The sequence below is a fragment of the Frondihabitans sp. PAMC 28766 genome (assembly GCF_001577365.1).
Taxonomy (GTDB): Bacteria; Actinomycetota; Actinomycetes; order Actinomycetales; family Microbacteriaceae; genus Frondihabitans.
On sequence record NZ_CP014513.1, the window covers coordinates 2,870,450 to 2,885,295 of the forward strand.

14 protein-coding genes and 1 pseudogene are annotated in these 14,846 nt (G+C 68.6%); 4 read left to right on the forward strand and 11 right to left on the reverse strand.

All coding sequences use genetic code 11. From position 1 onward, the window contains the following. Window positions 1–74 precede the first annotated feature (74 nt). Window positions 75–323 (forward strand): acyl carrier protein, encoded by a 249-nt coding sequence (locus tag AX769_RS13740; RefSeq protein ID WP_066280333.1) that lies wholly within the window; start codon window positions 75–77, stop codon window positions 321–323. A gap of 69 nt (window positions 324–392) precedes the next feature. Next, window positions 393–1,628, forward strand: coding sequence for a beta-ketoacyl synthase (locus tag AX769_RS13745; protein WP_066280336.1), 1,236 nt, complete (start codon window positions 393–395; stop codon window positions 1,626–1,628). 183 nt (window positions 1,629–1,811) lie between these two features. On the opposite strand, the gene AX769_RS13750 is transcribed toward AX769_RS13745, so the two are convergent. The 8 genes from AX769_RS13750 to AX769_RS13785 form a co-directional block, all read right to left on the reverse strand. After that, window positions 1,812–2,348, reverse strand: a complete 537-nt coding sequence (locus AX769_RS13750) for a DUF3145 domain-containing protein (RefSeq protein WP_066283710.1) — start codon at window positions 2,346–2,348, stop codon at window positions 1,812–1,814. A 193-nt stretch (window positions 2,349–2,541) separates the two neighbouring features. After that, a complete protein-coding gene (locus tag AX769_RS24030; protein ID WP_204249216.1) occupies window positions 2,542–3,324 on the reverse strand; it encodes an IS630 family transposase in 783 nt (260 codons plus the stop codon). Beyond that, a complete protein-coding gene (locus tag AX769_RS24740; RefSeq protein WP_066274926.1) occupies window positions 3,213–3,683 on the reverse strand; it encodes a helix-turn-helix domain-containing protein in 471 nt (156 codons plus the stop codon). Before AX769_RS24740 ends, AX769_RS24030 begins: the two co-directional genes overlap by 112 nt. Window positions 3,684–3,760: 77 nt before the next feature. Continuing rightward, on the reverse strand, window positions 3,761–5,389 hold the full coding sequence (locus tag AX769_RS13765; RefSeq protein ID WP_066280343.1) for a bifunctional 3'-5' exonuclease/DNA polymerase: 1,629 nt from the start codon (window positions 5,387–5,389) through the stop codon (window positions 3,761–3,763). A 23-nt stretch (window positions 5,390–5,412) separates the two neighbouring features. After that, window positions 5,413–6,294 carry a DUF1684 domain-containing protein gene (locus AX769_RS13770; RefSeq protein WP_082763817.1) on the reverse strand — a complete coding sequence of 294 codons (882 nt, stop codon included), beginning with the start codon at window positions 6,292–6,294 and terminating at the stop codon, window positions 5,413–5,415. A gap of 119 nt (window positions 6,295–6,413) precedes the next feature. Next, window positions 6,414–7,028 (reverse strand): FMN reductase, encoded by a 615-nt coding sequence (locus AX769_RS13775; RefSeq protein ID WP_066280345.1) that lies wholly within the window; start codon window positions 7,026–7,028, stop codon window positions 6,414–6,416. Further along, window positions 7,025–8,161: an LLM class flavin-dependent oxidoreductase gene (locus AX769_RS13780; protein WP_066280348.1), complete on the reverse strand. Its 1,137-nt coding sequence runs from the start codon at window positions 8,159–8,161 to the stop codon at window positions 7,025–7,027. The genes AX769_RS13775 and AX769_RS13780 overlap by 4 nt, the downstream gene beginning before the upstream one ends. A gap of 107 nt (window positions 8,162–8,268) precedes the next feature. Continuing rightward, window positions 8,269–9,576: an ABC transporter substrate-binding protein gene (locus tag AX769_RS13785; protein WP_066280354.1), complete on the reverse strand. Its 1,308-nt coding sequence runs from the start codon at window positions 9,574–9,576 to the stop codon at window positions 8,269–8,271. A 167-nt stretch (window positions 9,577–9,743) separates the two neighbouring features. On the opposite strand from AX769_RS13785, the pseudogene AX769_RS26050 reads away from it, so the two are divergent. After that, a pseudogene (locus AX769_RS26050) lies at window positions 9,744–9,836 on the forward strand (hypothetical protein); the annotation flags it as partial. A 96-nt stretch (window positions 9,837–9,932) separates the two neighbouring features. Then, window positions 9,933–10,775, forward strand: coding sequence for a substrate-binding domain-containing protein (locus AX769_RS13790; RefSeq protein WP_239451791.1), 843 nt, complete (start codon window positions 9,933–9,935; stop codon window positions 10,773–10,775). 12 nt (window positions 10,776–10,787) lie between these two features. On the opposite strand, the gene AX769_RS13795 is transcribed toward AX769_RS13790, so the two are convergent. From AX769_RS13795 to AX769_RS13805, 3 genes are all read right to left on the reverse strand, one after another. Beyond that, window positions 10,788–11,102 carry an excalibur calcium-binding domain-containing protein gene (locus AX769_RS13795; protein ID WP_066280363.1) on the reverse strand — a complete coding sequence of 105 codons (315 nt, stop codon included), beginning with the start codon at window positions 11,100–11,102 and terminating at the stop codon, window positions 10,788–10,790. A 74-nt stretch (window positions 11,103–11,176) separates the two neighbouring features. Beyond that, entirely contained in the window at window positions 11,177–11,503 is a 327-nt protein-coding gene (locus tag AX769_RS13800; protein ID WP_066280372.1) for a hypothetical protein, read from the reverse strand. An 84-nt stretch (window positions 11,504–11,587) separates the two neighbouring features. Continuing rightward, window positions 11,588–14,722 (reverse strand): Ig-like domain-containing protein, encoded by a 3,135-nt coding sequence (locus tag AX769_RS13805; RefSeq protein ID WP_066280375.1) that lies wholly within the window; start codon window positions 14,720–14,722, stop codon window positions 11,588–11,590. Between the last annotated feature and the right edge of the window lie 124 nt (window positions 14,723–14,846).

A 14,846-nucleotide genomic window follows, 5' to 3' on the forward strand; every position in this document is an offset into this window, starting at 1 on the left:
GCCCTGACCCGGTCCACGCCTGGTGTGCAATAGGATTTACCCCGGTCACAACACACCCTCAAGGAGAGAACACAATGGCACAGTCCACCGAAGAAGTCCTGGCCGGCCTGGCCGAGCTGATCAACGACGAGACGGGCATTGCGACCGACACCGTCGAACTCGACAAGTCGTTCACCGACGACCTCGACATCGACTCGATCTCGATGATGACCATCGTCGTCAACGCCGAAGAGAAGTTCGACGTGAAGATCCCCGACGACGAGGTCAAGAACCTCAAGACCGTCGGCGACGCCGTCACCTTCATCACCAAGGCTCAGGGCTAACGACCCCGTCACTCGGCCCGCGTCCACGGTGACGCGGGCCGATTCGTTTGTGCGCAAGGAGAAATCGCTGTGACCAAGAAGATCGTCGTCACCGGCATCGGTGCGATCAGCCCGCTGGGCACCACCTTCACCGAATCGTGGGACGCCCTGCTCGCGGGCGCGAGCGGCATCCGCACCATTGAGGCCGAGTGGGCCGAGACCTACGACCTGCCGATCCGGTTCGCAGGATCCGTGGCGGGTGACCCTGCCGAGATCCTGACGCGTCAAGAGACCAAACGTCTGGACCCCTCCAGCCAGTACGCGCTGATCGCAGCGCGCGAGGCCTGGTCCGACGCGGGCAGCCCCGAGGTCGTGCCCGAGCGCTTCCTGGTCGACTGGGCGACAGGGATCGGCGGCATCTGGACCCTCACCGACGGCATGGACACCCTCCGCGAGAAGGGCCCCCGTCGCGTCCTTCCGATGACCATCCCCATGCTCATGCCGAACGGGCCGGCCGCTGCCATCTCGATGTCGCTCGGCGCCCGCGCCGGGGCCCGCACCGTCGTGTCGGCCTGCGCCTCGAGCACCGAGTCGATCGCCAACGCCTACGACCACCTGCAGGCGGGCGACGCCGACATCGTCATCGCCGGTGGCTCCGAGGCATCCGTGCACCCGTTGCCGCTCGCCGCCTTCGCGTCGATGCACGCGCTCTCCTCCCGCACCGACGACCCGGCTGGGGCCTCGCGCCCTTATGACGTCACCCGCGACGGTTTCGTGCTCGGCGAGGGCGGCGCGGCCCTCGTGCTCGAGACGGAGGAGCACGCGCTCGCCCGCGGGGCGCATGTCTACGCTGAGCTGCTGGGCGGGGCTGTGACGAGCGATGCCTTCCACATCACCGCCCCGGATCCTGAGGGTACCGGTGGCGCTCGGGCCGTCGTGCTCGCGCTCGAGCACTCCGGCGTCTCGCGCGAAGACGTAGCGCACATCAACGCGCACGCCACATCGACCCCGGTCGGCGACGTCGCGGAGATTCGTGCCCTCGAGCGCGTGTTCGGCGATCACCTCGGCTCGATCGCGATCTCGGCCACCAAGGCGTCGACCGGGCACCTGCTCGGCGGCGCCGGGGCGATCGAAGCGGCGTTCACGGTGAAGGCGCTGGCGACGAGGACGCTGCCGCCCACGATCAACACGACTCAGATGGACGACAGCATTCACATCGACCTCGTGACGGCCCCCCGCGCTGTCGGCGACGACCCGATCGTCGCGATCTCGACGTCGTTCGGCTTCGGCGGCCACAACGCCGTCGTCGCGTTCCGCTCCGTCTGACCCGCCCCCCGGGCGCACGAAGGCCCGACCACCGCTTAGGTGGTCGGGCCTTCGTCTTACGCCCGCCCGTTTGCATCCGGGCGTGCACGTGGTGCCGTGGTGCAGCTTGTGGCGTCGAGAGTGCGCAATGTGCGGCATCTGGCGAAAGTGAGCCGCGAGTTGTGCACTCTCGAGGGAGGTGCTCTAGCCGACGGCGTGCAGCCAGGCGACGGGGTTGCCCTCGCCCGCGTGGCGGAAAGCCTCGAGCTCGTCGTCCCAGGCCTGGCCGAGGGCGAGGCGGAGCTCACGGTGCAGCTCGAGCGTGTTCGATCCGGCGATCTCCATGGCGTAGCGGATGCGGTCTTCGGGGATCACCGTGTTGCCGACCGAGTCGGTCTGCGCGAAGAAGACGCCGAGGTCGGGCGTGTGCATCCAACGGCCGCCGTCGCAGCCCGCGCTCGGGTCTTCGGTCACCTCGTAGCGCAGGTGCTCCCACCCACGTAGAGCCGACGCGATGGCCGCGCCGGTGCCGGCGGGGCCCTCCCAGTAGAACTCGGCGCGAAGGCTGCCCTTCAGCACCGGCTGCTCGCTCCAGGTGAAATTGACGGCGCGCCCGAGGGCACGCCCAGCAGCCCACTCGACGTGCGGGCTCAGAGCGCGAGGAGACGAGTGGACGAAAAGGACGCCACGCGCGCTCGACGCGCCGGTTTTTTTCGCAGAAACCTGCGTGTATTCAGCCACGTGTTCCTCCATTCGATTAGGTGCGACTTCCCCATCGACCTGGTGAATGGAATGAACGGTGGTACTTCCTTGAATTATGGCGGATCAGGCGACGAAATCACAACTGTGTGATTCCCGAGAGCATCGAGCCGGCAGAGACCGCTGGCCGGGCCTGACGAGCGCTACTTCGCGTCGGCGTAGTAGAGCGTCGTGTCTAATGTTGTGGGTATAGTCGTCGAAGTTTGGTGCGGGCGTCGGTTGTGGTGAATTGCCAGTCGACTTGTCGCTGGTCGGCGTTGGTGGCGTTTTGCCAGGCGGCGAGTTCGGTGTTGAGCAGGTCGAGGTCGTCGATGCGCCGGGTGAGGCATTGCCGTGTCAGCGCGGAGAGCTCGATCTCGGCGATATTGAGCCAGGAGCCGTGTTTGGGCGTGTAGTGGATCTCCAGGCGGCGGGCGAGCGCGCGGGCCTTGCCGGGTTCGAATGCCTCGTAGAGCGACCCGAGGGTATGGGTGTTGAGGTTGTCCATGACCAGTACGACCCGTTCGGCGTGCGGATAGTCGACGCTCAGGAGCTGGTCGATCTCAGCGGCCCAGTCCACTCGGGTCCGCCTCGGCCTCGCGTCGACACGGCGGCGCCCGGCGAGTGGTTCAACCCAGACGAAGATCGAGCAGGTGCCGTGACGGACATACTCCGAGTCCTCTCGCAGGTCGCGGCCCGGCGCGGCGGGGATCGGGTCGCGGGCGTGGGCGAGCAGCTGGTAGGGCTTCTCATCCATACACACCACCGGTACCGCCGGATCGAACGGGCGATGGTAGACCTCTAGCACGTCCTCCATCCGGGCCACGAACTCGCCGTTGGCGTGCGGGGGGATCGTCCAGCACTTCTTCAGATGAGGACGAAGCCCCCTTTTTTGAGGGTCCGGCCGATCGTGGAATGATCCAGCGGCGGCAGGCCCTCGGTGAGCAGCACGTGTTTCTCCAGCAGCCGCAGCGACCACCGGTCGAAACCTGCCGGGGGCTTCGTGCACGCCAGCGCGATCACCCGCGCCTCAACATCCCCAGTCACCTTCGCGGGCACCGGCGGGCTTGCGCGTTTGCGGCGGCCGATCACCTCCTCGATACGGCCGGCGGACTCCGTGAACCGCTTCGCGACCAGATACACCGTGCCCTCACTGACCCCTGCCCGCTCGGCCACCACCCGACGATCCGGCACCGGGCCGGGTGCCTCGTCCAAAGCCAGCAGAATCCGTGCCCGGGCGATCATCCGTGCCGGATGCGTTCCCCGCGACACCACCCTCGTCAGCTTCACACGATCAGCGGCCATCAACACGACGACATGACCCTTCGGTCTCGGCATGGCAACGACTCCTCCCGATCAAGTATTAATCGGAAACAGCCAACCCCTTCAATACCCAAACAGTTAGAAGCGACACGCTAGTAGGAGGTGACGGTGGCGACCGTGACTGGGAACCGCACGGGGGCGTCGCCGAAGAGCAGCCGCCCGGCCTCCGTCGCCGCAGACTCCATGAGGGCGGCCACGCGGGGCGCGACGGAGGCCGGGGTGTGCACCACGACCTCGTCGTGAAGGAAGAAGACGAGGTGCGGCGCGTCGGATCCTGCGCCGAATTCGGCGGTGAGAGACCGCCGCAGCGCTCCCATCCAGCAGAGCGCCCACTCGGCCGCCGTTCCCTGCACGACGAAGTTGCGCGTGAAGCGGCCCCAAGCGCGCATGCCCCCGTCGACCTGGCCCGGGCCGTCTTCGGGCGGGCGCTCGTCGAAGCCGGCGTCGGAGCCGGGCCGTGGTGACGAGCGCCCGAGCAAAGTCGAGACGACGCCGCCGTGCTCGCCGACGCGCGCGGCCGCTTCGACCAGGGCGATTGCCCGAGGGAAGGCCCGCGTCAGCCGCGGCATGAGTCGGCCGCCGTCACCCTGGGTCGCGCCGTACATCGCGCCCAGCATCGCGACCTTGGCCTCGGCGCGCGTGGCGACAGCCCCCGACGCGACGATGCCCTCGTAGAGATCGCCCTCGCCCGCGCGGGCCATGGCGCCGTCCTGCGACAGGGCCGTCAGGACGCGGGGCTCCAGCTGGGACGCGTCGGCCACCACCAGCGCCCAGCCGGGGTCGGCGACGACGGCGCCTCGCACGGCGCGAGGCAGCTGCAGGGCTCCCCCGCCGGAGGTGCCCCACCGCCCTGTTGCGGCGGCGGCGGGCACGTACTCGGGCCGGAACCGCCCGTCGCGCACCCAGGCCTCGAGCCACGACCAGCCGTTGGCGACCAGCAGGCGCTGCTTCTTCTTGTAGCGAAGCAGCGGCTCGATGACGGGGTGCTCGAGGTGCTGGAGCTCCCACTGGCGGGTGCTGGTGACGGTGAGGCCGGCGGTGCGCAGGGCGCGGATGAGCTCGGCGGGCGAGTCGGGGTTGAGATCGGGGGCGCGGAGGGCTGCGCGAACGGCCGCGAGGTCGTCGAGCATGCGCGCGGGGCGGTCGCCGGCTCGAGACGGGCGAGGGCCCAGAACATCGGTCAACAGCTCGTCATGGCGAGCTGCCGACCACGGGATGCCCCGGTGTCGCATCTCGACGGCGACGAGGGCTCCGGTCGATTCGGCCGCGGTCAGCAGTTCGAGACGGGAGCGCTGCGCGGACGTCTCGACGGCGTCGCGCTGACGGAGGAACTCGCCGAGAGCGTCGGGCAGCGACTCCGGCTCGACCACGAAAAGAGCATCGGCCTCGGTGGGAGCCGCCTGCGGGGCGTCCCACGGCCCGACGGGTGCGCCGTGCAAAGCGTTGCCCGCGGTGAATTCGGATCGACGCAGGATCCCGTGGACCAGACGCAGGTCGACGCACCTCTCGACCCGCAGGCCGGCGGCCAAGAGTCGCGGATACCAGCGGAAGGTGTCGTCCCACACCCAGCGCGTCGAATCCTTCTCACCCGCGCGGATCTCGTCGGGCAAGGCGGCCGACGGGACGACTCGCTGCGGACCGGCGGTCAGTCGACCGTCGTCTCTCGTGAGCCGGATGACGGCGACGGACTCGTCGGCGCGGCGGACGAGCAGGGTGAACACATGTTCGAGTCTACGGCGGCTGGCTACTCGTGCAGGAGCGACCCGTCGGCGGCGAGCACGTTCTTCTCGCCGGCCTCGACGGCTGCGCCGAAGCGGTTCTGCTTCGGCGGGATCGGGCAGTTGAAGTTGTACGAGAAAGCGCAGGGCGGCAGGACGGCCTGGTTGAAGTCGAGCGTGATCGTGCCGTCGCCGTTCGGGGCCGGGAAGAGGAAGCGCCCGACCGAGTACGTGGTGTCGCCGTTGGTCGCGTCGCCGAAGACGAGCTGGAGCCGGTCGCCGTCGCCTGAGGGGAAGGCGGCCAACTCGTAGTCCGCGCCGTCGCGTGAGAAGCGGATGAGGCCGGGCAGCGGCTGCGGGCGGCTCAGATCGAGGTCTTTCTGGTGGCGGATGTCGACCTGGGTGCCCTCCTCGGTCGGCACGAAGTCGGCCGTGACGACCCACGATTCGTCGTAGGGGAAGGCGTCGATCGAGCCGAACGCCTGGTTGCCCTCCGACTTGGCATCCCAGACGCGGAGCGCGTACGACGAGCGATCGTCGTTGGGGATGACGGTGCCCGTCACGGTCCCCTCGGAGCCGAAGCGGATGCTCGACGGGGCCATAGCGTCGGTGCCCGCGACGTAGACCGTGCCGTCGACGAGCTCGCCGTCGACGGTGATCTCGTCGGCCGGAGTCGCCGTGAGGGCGAGGCCGCCGAGCCCTGCCGGTGCGGGAGCCCAGGATCCTGCGACGCCCCAGATCGTCTGCGGGCCGTCGACCCACTGCGTGTTGACGAGCGCCAGCGGCCCCTGTGCGCTCGTCGCGCGTACACGGCGGCGCTCGTGGAACCGCTCGAGCTGGGCCGCCGCGGAGCTGCTGCTGGTGCTGGTACTGCTGGTGGTGCTGGTACTGCTGGTGGTGTCGGTCATGCCTTGTGCAACGCGCGACACCCCGCAGTCATGCCCGTTCTACCTATAGGTGCGGCCCTGCCACAGCGAAACTTCTGTGCGGCAACGGCTTGCCTATAGGTAAAACGGGAGGGGGCGGGCTACTGGCCGAGGCGGCGCAGCTGGGTCTCGAAGTCGACGACGGCGAGCGGGTCGTCGCGCTGAGTGGTGTGGCCGGCGACGAGGTCGGCGAGCTGGCCGGCGGCGCGGGCGACGCGGTCGGGCAGGGTCGTGGTGGTCTCGTCGCCGCTGCCCCAGTCCTCCGATGCCGCGAAGACCCCGAGGGGCACGACGACCGCGCGGAGATAGGCGAACAGCGGCCGCAGCGCGAAGTCGAGCACCATCGAGTGACGAGCGGTGCCGGCGGTCGCGGCGACGAGCACCGGAGTGCCCTCGAGCGAGTCCTTGTCGATCACGTCGATGAACGACTTGAAGAGGCCGCTGTACGACGCGGTGAACACGGGCGTGACGGCGATCACGCCGTCGGCGGCGACCACCGCATCGATGGCCTCCTGGAGAGCGGGCGGGGCGAACCCGGTGAGCAGGTTGTCGGTGATGTCGTGCGCGAGGTCGCGCAGGTCGATGATGTCGACCTCCACTGTCTCGCCGTGGGCGGCGAGTGCTCGGGTGGTCGCTTCGGCGAGGCGGTCGGCCAGCAGGCGCGTGGACGACGGCTGGCTGAGCCCTGCGGCGATGACGGCGATCTTCTTGGTCACGCCGAGACCTCCTCCGGGGTGACGGCGGTCGCGGCGGCACGAGCCGCGACGAGGCCGGCGTGGGTGGGGCCGTCGGGGATGTCGACCGGGCGGTTCTTCGCCATCTCGGCGCGAAGCACCGGCACGACCTCCGAACCCAGCAGATCGAGCTGCTCGAGGACGGTCTTCAGCGGGAGGCCCGCGTGGTCCATCAGGAAGAGCTGACGCTGGTAGTCGCCGACGTAGTCGCGGAAGCCGAGGGTGCGGTCGATGACCTCCTGCGGGCTGCCCACGGTGAGCGGGGTCTGCGAGGTGAAATCCTCCATCGACGGGCCGTGACCGTAGACAGGCGCGTTGTCGAAGTAGGGGCGGAACTGGTTCTTGGCATCCTGCGAATTCTTGGCGATGAACGCCTGACCGCCGAGGCCGACGATCGCCTGGTCGGCGCGGCCGTGGCCGTAGTGCTCGAAGCGCTCGCGGTAGAGGCGCACCATCTGCGCGGTGTGCGACGCGGGCCAGAAGATGTGGTTGGCGAAGAAGCCGTCGCCGTAGTACGCGGCCTGCTCGGCGATCTCGGTCGAGCGGATGGAGCCGTGCCAGACGAACGGCGCGACGTCGTCGAGCGGGCGGGGCGTGGCGGTGAAGCCCTGCAGCGGGGTGCGGAAGTGGCCCTTCCAGTCGACGACCTCCTCCGTCCAGAGGCGGTGGAGCAGCGCGTAGTTCTCGATGGCCAGGTTGATGCCCTGGCGGATGTCTTTGCCGAACCACGGGTAGACGGGGCCGGTGTTGCCGCGGCCGAGCGTGAGGTCGACGCGGCCGTCGCTGATGTGCTGCAGCAGCGCGAAGTCTTCGGCGATCTTCACCGGGTCGTTGGTGGTGATCAGCGTCGTGGCGGTGGAGAGGATGATGCGCTCGGTCTGAGCCGCGATCGTCGCGAGCAGAGTCGTGGGGCTCGAGTTCGCGAACGGCGGGTTGTGGTGCTCGCCCGCGGCGTAGACGTCGAGGCCGACCTCTTCGGCGTGCTTGGCGATGGTGATCATCGCCTTCAGGCGTTCGTGCTCGGTTGGCGTGATGCCCGTGGTCGGGTCGGTCGTGATGTCTCCGACCGAGAAGATGCCGAACTGGACCGGACCCTGTGCCGTTGCGTTTGCCATGACCTCACCTTAGCTGATGTGTATGCGTTTGCATGCAGTTGGTGAAACGCGTGTCGGCGGTGGATATTCCCGGGCGCGGAATGCGGCCTTCCGCGCCCGGGGGTGGCTTACTTGATCTCGCCCTTCAGGGTCGTCTGCAGGGCCGTGAGCGACTCCTTCGGCGTCTTGCCCGACAGGACGTTCTGCATGAACGTGTTCATCGGGGTCGTGCTGTCGACGTAACTGACGTTCGAGAAGAGGGCCGTGCCGCCGGGTGCCGCCCAGGTCTTCGCGACCGGCTGCCAGACCTTCACGATCTTCACCTGGTTGGGGTCCGACTGGAATTCCGGGGTGGAGGCGATCGACTTGAGTACCGGCAGACCGATGCCCGTCTTCTTCGTCCACAGCTCGGCCATGTGCTTGTAGTAATACGTGAGGAAGGCCTCGCTGTCTTTCTGACTCGGGGTGTTCTTGTACATCATGATGTTGTTCGGGAAGTAGAGCGCACCCTTCTTGCCCGAATCGCTGGCGATGGGATCGCCGACCACGAGGTCGGCCGCCGTCGTGCCGCCGACGTTCGCGGCAAGCCCCGGCACGTCGATCCCCATGCCGAACTTCTCGGCCTTCCACTGCGAGTTCGAGTTGGTCGCCGTGTAGCTGATGGCGCCGGGGTCGACGTAGCCCTTGCGGATGTTCTCCTCGATGAACTCGAGCGCCTGGATGTTCGCCGTCGTGACGAGGTTCGGCTTGCCCTCGGCGTCGAAGATGCCGCCGCCGTTGTTGATCATGAACCCGACGATCATCTGGAAGGCGTTGCCGCCGGACGCATTGCCGTTGGCCGCGAACCCGTAGACGCCGATCTTCTTCAGGGCGGCTGCCGTGTCGAGGTAGGACTGCCAGTCGGTCGGGGGCTCGGCGCCGGCCTTCTCGAGCAGACTCTTGTTGTACCAGAGCACTCGCATGTCGAGGTTGTAGGGCACGGCCACGTAGCCGCTCGGGGTCTTCATGGTGTCGAGGAGGCCGGGGAGGAAGTCGTCGTAGATGCCGTTCTTCTTCCAGCTGTCGACGAGGTCGTCGGCCTCGGCGATGAACCCCTGCTTCGCGAACTGGAAGGCCTGGGTGCCTCCGCCCGACGAGACCGCAGGGCCGGTCTTCGAGGCCATCGCCGTGGCGAACGTCTGGGTGAAGTTGGCCCACTGGACGGCTTGATAGGTCGGAGTCGACAGGCCGGACGCCGGCTTGTACCCGAGGGTGATCTGCTTGTCGGTGGGGTTGAACTGGGGGCCGCCCCAGGGCATGTTCCAGAATTTGAGGGGTCGGGATGCGCTGCCTCCTCCTCCCCCGGTGCTGCAGGCGGCCAGCGCCGTGACGGCGGCGCTCCCGCCGATGAGGCCGAGGAATCCTCGACGGGACACGGCTGCTCGTGGAGTCGACATTGACGGTCCTTCCGCCTCGAGCGACTCGAGGCTTGTTCTTCGTTGAACGATGGAGTTTGCGCAAGTTCAGAGCGGTGAACTGCGCTGGCAGAAGTATGCAGAAGACTTTGTTGCGAAGCAAGACAAATTACTTTGCGCAAATTGCAGGATCTCGATATGGTGGCCTCATGCCCGTCCCCCGACCGACTCTGGAGGTCGTTGCGCGGCTCGCGGGCATAAGCGTCCCGACCGTGTCGAAGGTGCTTCGGGGCGGTACGGATGTCTCCGCCGCGACTCGCCAACATGTGCTCGACGCCGTGGCCCGCACGGGGTACCAGCCGCGTGTTTCAGCCCGGCAGCGCTCGGAGACGACTTCGATGCCGGCCCTGGTAGACCTCGTCCTGACCGCCGTCGACAACGCTTGGGCGACTCGCGCGCTGAGCGGCATCGAGGCCGAGGCGACCGACGCCGGAATCGGCGTGGTCATGACGATCGCGCGCGACACGGACGAATGGATGACGCGGCTGATGCGCCGTCGCTCGGAGGGGGCCGTCATCGTCGGCCTCGGGCCGACCGGGGTGCAGCTCGGCGCTCTGGCGGCCGCCGGCATTCCCGTGGTGCTCGTCGACCCTGTGATCAAGCCGCCCGACGACGTCTCGAGCGTGGGCTCGACGAACTGGGAAGGGGGGCGCTCGGCCGGCGAGCACCTCGTCGGCCTCGGGCATCGCCGCATCGGGATCGTCGACGCGGGGCCTGGCACCCTGTACAACGCCGCCCGCGTCGACGGCTTCCGCTCGGCACTCACGAATGCGGGGCTCGACCTGCCGACGTCGAGGATCGTGCACGGAGACTGGTCGCGCGACGCGGCCGGCGAGGCCGTCCTCCCGGTGTTGGCCGGTGCCGACCGCCCGACGGCTCTCTTCGCATGTTCGGAGAGCATGGCGTTCGGCATCTACGACGCGGCCGCGTCGCTCGGCTTACGGATCCCGCAGGATCTCAGCGTGGTCGGCTTCGACGACCTGCCCGAGGCGCAGTGGGCGACGCCGCCGATGACGACCGTGCAGCAGCCGACGGCCGAGATGGGATCGGTGGCACTACGGATCCTGCTGGATCTGATCCGAGACCGGCGGGCTCCGCGTGGTCGACCGCGTGGTGTCACGCGGATCGAGCTCGCCACCCATTTCGTGGTGCGCGGCTCGACCGCGCCGCCGGAAGCCTGAGCGCGGGAGGAGTCAGTCGAGCTCGCAGGCGATGCCGTCTTTGTCGGCGTCGAGCTTCGAGTTCGCGTTGTAGAGGGTGAGGTCGGACTTCGGGGTGCCGGTGATCTTCTTGTCGGTGTTCGCTTTGCCCGTGTGGTGGATCACGTTGTACTTCGTGCCGGGCTTCATGACGCCGTACTTGTACGTCTTGTGGAGTGCCGTGCAGTTCGCGTACTTCGCAGCGGACGCGGTCGTGGCAGAGGCCGATTCGGTGGCGGTGATCACGGAGGGCACGGCGATGGCCGCCGTGAGCACGGTGGCGGCGATCGCGAGACGTGGGGAGATCATGCTCCGACGCTAGGGGCGACGCCTCGCCGCCCGGGAGCCCCAGTGCGAGCGCCCCTCGCACGGGGGTGGGGGCGTCAGTAGCTGAGGTAGTCGTTCTCGTGCACGGGCGGCGCGAGCCGGAGGTAGCGCTCGGGCAGCTGCACCCGCGAGAGCGGGCCCTCGAGGTCGACCGTGTACTGCGGGGTGTCGAACTCGATCATCCAGACGCGGGCCGAGCCGCCGATCACCGAAACGCCCTGCCACGCCGAGCCGCCGGCGCGGATGACGAAGCCGGTGGGCCCGTCGGGGAAGGGCGACGTGGGGTCTTCGAGCGAGTCGACCACGTACACCTGGGCACCGATGCCGAAGCCGGTGTCTCGGGTGATGGGAGAGTCGGTCCCCCGCAGGCGCTTGCCGAACATGCAGTCATTCTTCCATTCGGCGGGCGCCAGCGGGAGCCCCGAATCCTCTGAGCGTCAGAAGAGTCGCCTCGGCCTTTCAGCCTGTCAGCGCTTCAGCGTGACCGTGAGCGTCGACGACGACGGCGCGTAGTACTCGTTGCCCGCATACGTCACGGTGACCTTCGAGGTGCCGACCGGCAGCACTCCCCCGGGCACCGCGCCGACGATGATCGGCAGCAGCCCGTTCACCGACGTCCTCTGCGTGCCGAGCACGGCGCCGGTCGGCCCCGTCTCGGTGATGAACACAGGTCCGGCGAGTGACTGCGACGCGAACTTCGACGGGACGACGGCGCCCAGGACGCCGAGTGTCGAGCGGGTGGTCGGCAGCAGTGCGATCACGGCGGCACTCGTGCGAGTGGCGATGCCGGCCACCTTCTCGCTCAGCGTTCCTGTGGAAGCTGCGAAGTCTGCTGATCCTGCGTAGTTCGCCGTCACTGTGTAGGCCGATCCGGAGGCGCGCAGGGCGCCGGCCGGGAGTGTGCAGGTCGCGACACCGTTCGACAGGGGCGCGGTGGCTGAGCCCGAGCAGGTGACCGAGGATCCGTCGGCTCCGGTGATCGCGAACGTGACGGCCCCCGAGGGGGTCGCGTCGTTGCTCGGCCCCGACACCGTCGCGGTGAAGGTGACGGCCGTGCCCGGGGCAGCCGTCGCGGCACTCGAGGTCACGGTCACCGAAGTGGCGAGAGGCGTCGGCGGCGTGTACGTGAAGGTCGACAGGAGGTCTTTCTGCAGACCCTGCACTTCGCCGGTCTTCGAGGTGAGACCGTCGCCGTACCAGTCGACCGTGCCGTCGTCCTGCGCGAGTTGCACGCTGGCTCCTGCAGTCAGTGGCTCGGGCACGCTCACGATGGTCTCCCACGAGCCGGCGTTGTCGGCGGTGGGCACCTGCGGCAGACTCGTGCCGGTCTTGCGCGGCGCGTGAGCGGGGTTGCCGTCCCACGAGTAGAGCGCGAAGCCGGTGTTGGAGCCGTCGGCGGTGCCCGCGATGATCAAGAACTGGCCGGCGGCATTCTCTTTGATGTCGCGGATGCCGAGGCCGCCGAGATCCATGAAGATCGGGGCGCCGAAGGTGGCGTGTGTCGCGGTCTGGTTGCCGGCAGTCGAGAGCGCGGTGTAGTTCGTCACCGGGATGAGCATCGCGAGGTGGCGGTCGGTCGTCGGCTCGAGCGGCGCGCGGAAGGCGAGGTAGGCCGTGCCGCTGGTGGGCGACGCGAACTCGAGGCCCTCGACGTTCAGAGCGGAGTCGTCGTGCCCGTCGACGCCGTCGGCCGACGAGGCGGCGAGACCGAGGTAGTTCGCACCGAGGCCCGAGCCGTCGGCTTCGTCCCACGAGACGAGGTCGGAGAGAAGGCCCGTGTAGCTGCCGAGATAGCTCAGGGTCGCCGAGGCGCCGGTGCCGGTCACCTTCGTCGCGAAGACGGTGCTGCGCGCCGGGGCGAGCTTGCCGCTCGACGAGTTGCTCATTGAGCCCTCCCAGTAGATGACGTCGCCGTGCTTCGCGGCGCCCTCGATGTCGATCTCGGTGTTGCCGTCGGGCAGCAGCGAGTCGAAGTCGAAGGTGGCCGCCGGGGCGCCCGACTTCGACATGTCGTACAGGCGGATCGTGTCGGACTCGTCGTCGCCCACGAAGTCGTAGCCGTCACCAGCATCGACCGCGGCCGAGGCGTTCGCGGCGCCGGAGAGGTACGAGACCTTCCTGGCGCTCGCGGTGAGGTCTGCCGAGACACCGTAGCTGATCTGGGTGGCGCCAGTCTGGCCGTCGGGGTCGGTAACGGTCAGGGTGATCGTCGCGGTCCCCGTGCCGACCGGAGTGACCGACAGGGTGCGCGAAGCGCCCGACCCGGTGACGGTGATGCCGGAGTCCGCGGCCACCGCCTGGTTCGACGAGGTCGCGGTCGCCGTGAGGTCGGACGCGTCGGCATCGGTGTCGCCGACGGTCACGCCGAGCGTCTCGTTCGACGAGTCGCCGAGGGCGGCCGACAGAGCAGTGTCGGAGGTCGTGATGGTCGGCTTCACACTGGGCGGTGTGATCCCACCGCCGGTGCCGATCACGGTGCCGGGCGCGAAGGCGACGCCGCGGAAGGTCTCATTCGAGGCCGCCGTGACGATGGGCGTGGCGACACCCGAGAGCTGCCCGCCGACACCCGAGTCGTCGGTGATCGACGAGACCGAGCCGGTCGTCGAGTCGGCACCCGAGGTGGTCGCGTAGAGCGTCACGTCGCCCTCGACGTCGTTGGCGGTGAGGCCGGTGACGAGCGGTACGAGCACCGAGCCCTCCTGCGTCCACGTGCCGTTCACGAGCCCGTACTTGACGACGCTGCCCGCGGTGGAGTCCGCCTCATAGAGAGTGTCGGGCGTCGACCCGTTGCCCAGAGTGAGGAGCGAATAGGCATAAGGATCCGACGGCGCCGTGTCGAAGGGAAGGTCCGTCACGGTCTGGCCGGTGGTGGTCGGCAGACCCTGGCCGATCCTGCCGATCGTGAGCCCCGCCTTCGTCGGGTCGGCCGAGGCGTAGAGCTGCCCGTCGACGACCTCTACTTGACGCACGTTCTTGTAGGTGCCCGAGTCGAGCTCGGTCGAGGTCGACGAGCCGAGCGTCGTGTAGCGGGCGCCGCCGGCCGCGCCGCCGATGTAGAGATCGGTGCCGTTCGCGCTCGCCGCCGAGCGGACGTTGTTGCCGTCGGCGGCATCCGTCAGCGCCGTGGTCGTGTCGACGGTGCCGTCCGCAGCGACGCGCCCGATCGTGCGTGCGGTCGAGGCCGCCGCCGTGGAGGAGACCTTCTTCGTGCCGACAGCGGCGGAGTAGCCCGGCGCGACCAGGTAGCGGCCGTCGGCCGACAGCGACAGGAGGCCCTCGGATCCTGACGACCCGCTGGCCGTGAGGGCGTGCGTCTGGCCCGATGTCGCCGTCGGCATCGGGATGCTCTCGACGAGCGTGCCCTGCGGCGTGTACTCGTCGAGGAAGACGGCGGTCGCGGCGCTCGAGAGGGCGCTCGTGCCGTCGCCGACGCGGTAGACGACCAGGTCGCCGGGCGTCAGCGTTGTCGGAGGCGCCGAAGTCGTCGAGGCGGTGGGTGCGGTGGAGGCGGTGGGTGCGGCGGAGGCGGCTGCGGCCGAGAGTCCCACCCCTCCCGTGGCGGTGAGGGCGACGGCGAGGGTCAGCCCGAGAGCTCTGTGCATGGCCCTGAAAGTAGGGAGCGCCGGTGAACGGCTTTCGTCGAGAAGGTGAACGCGGCGCTGTGTCTTCGCAGGCGTATAGTTAGTTCACATCAAGCAACTAGTTTGCGTCGATCCCCACCCCATC

Bases quoted from the DNA above. Each gene is read 5' to 3' on its own strand.
- AX769_RS13740 (WP_066280333.1), top strand. From the start codon at position 75: ATGGCACAGTCCACCGAAGAAGTCCTGGCCGGCCTGGCCGAGCTGATC.
- AX769_RS24740 (WP_066274926.1), bottom strand. From the start codon at position 3,683: ATGCCGAGACCGAAGGGTCATGTCGTCGTGTTGATGGCCGCTGATCGT.
- AX769_RS13770 (WP_082763817.1), bottom strand. From the start codon at position 6,294: ATGACCGACACCACCAGCAGTACCAGCACCACCAGCAGTACCAGCACC.
- AX769_RS13780 (WP_066280348.1), bottom strand. From the start codon at position 8,161: ATGGCAAACGCAACGGCACAGGGTCCGGTCCAGTTCGGCATCTTCTCG.
- AX769_RS13785 (WP_066280354.1), bottom strand. From the start codon at position 9,576: ATGTCGACTCCACGAGCAGCCGTGTCCCGTCGAGGATTCCTCGGCCTC.
- AX769_RS13790 (WP_239451791.1), top strand. From the start codon at position 9,933: ATGCCGGCCCTGGTAGACCTCGTCCTGACCGCCGTCGACAACGCTTGG.
- AX769_RS13795 (WP_066280363.1), bottom strand. From the start codon at position 11,102: ATGATCTCCCCACGTCTCGCGATCGCCGCCACCGTGCTCACGGCGGCC.
- AX769_RS13800 (WP_066280372.1), bottom strand. From the start codon at position 11,503: ATGTTCGGCAAGCGCCTGCGGGGGACCGACTCTCCCATCACCCGAGAC.
- AX769_RS13805 (WP_066280375.1), bottom strand. From the start codon at position 14,722: ATGCACAGAGCTCTCGGGCTGACCCTCGCCGTCGCCCTCACCGCCACG.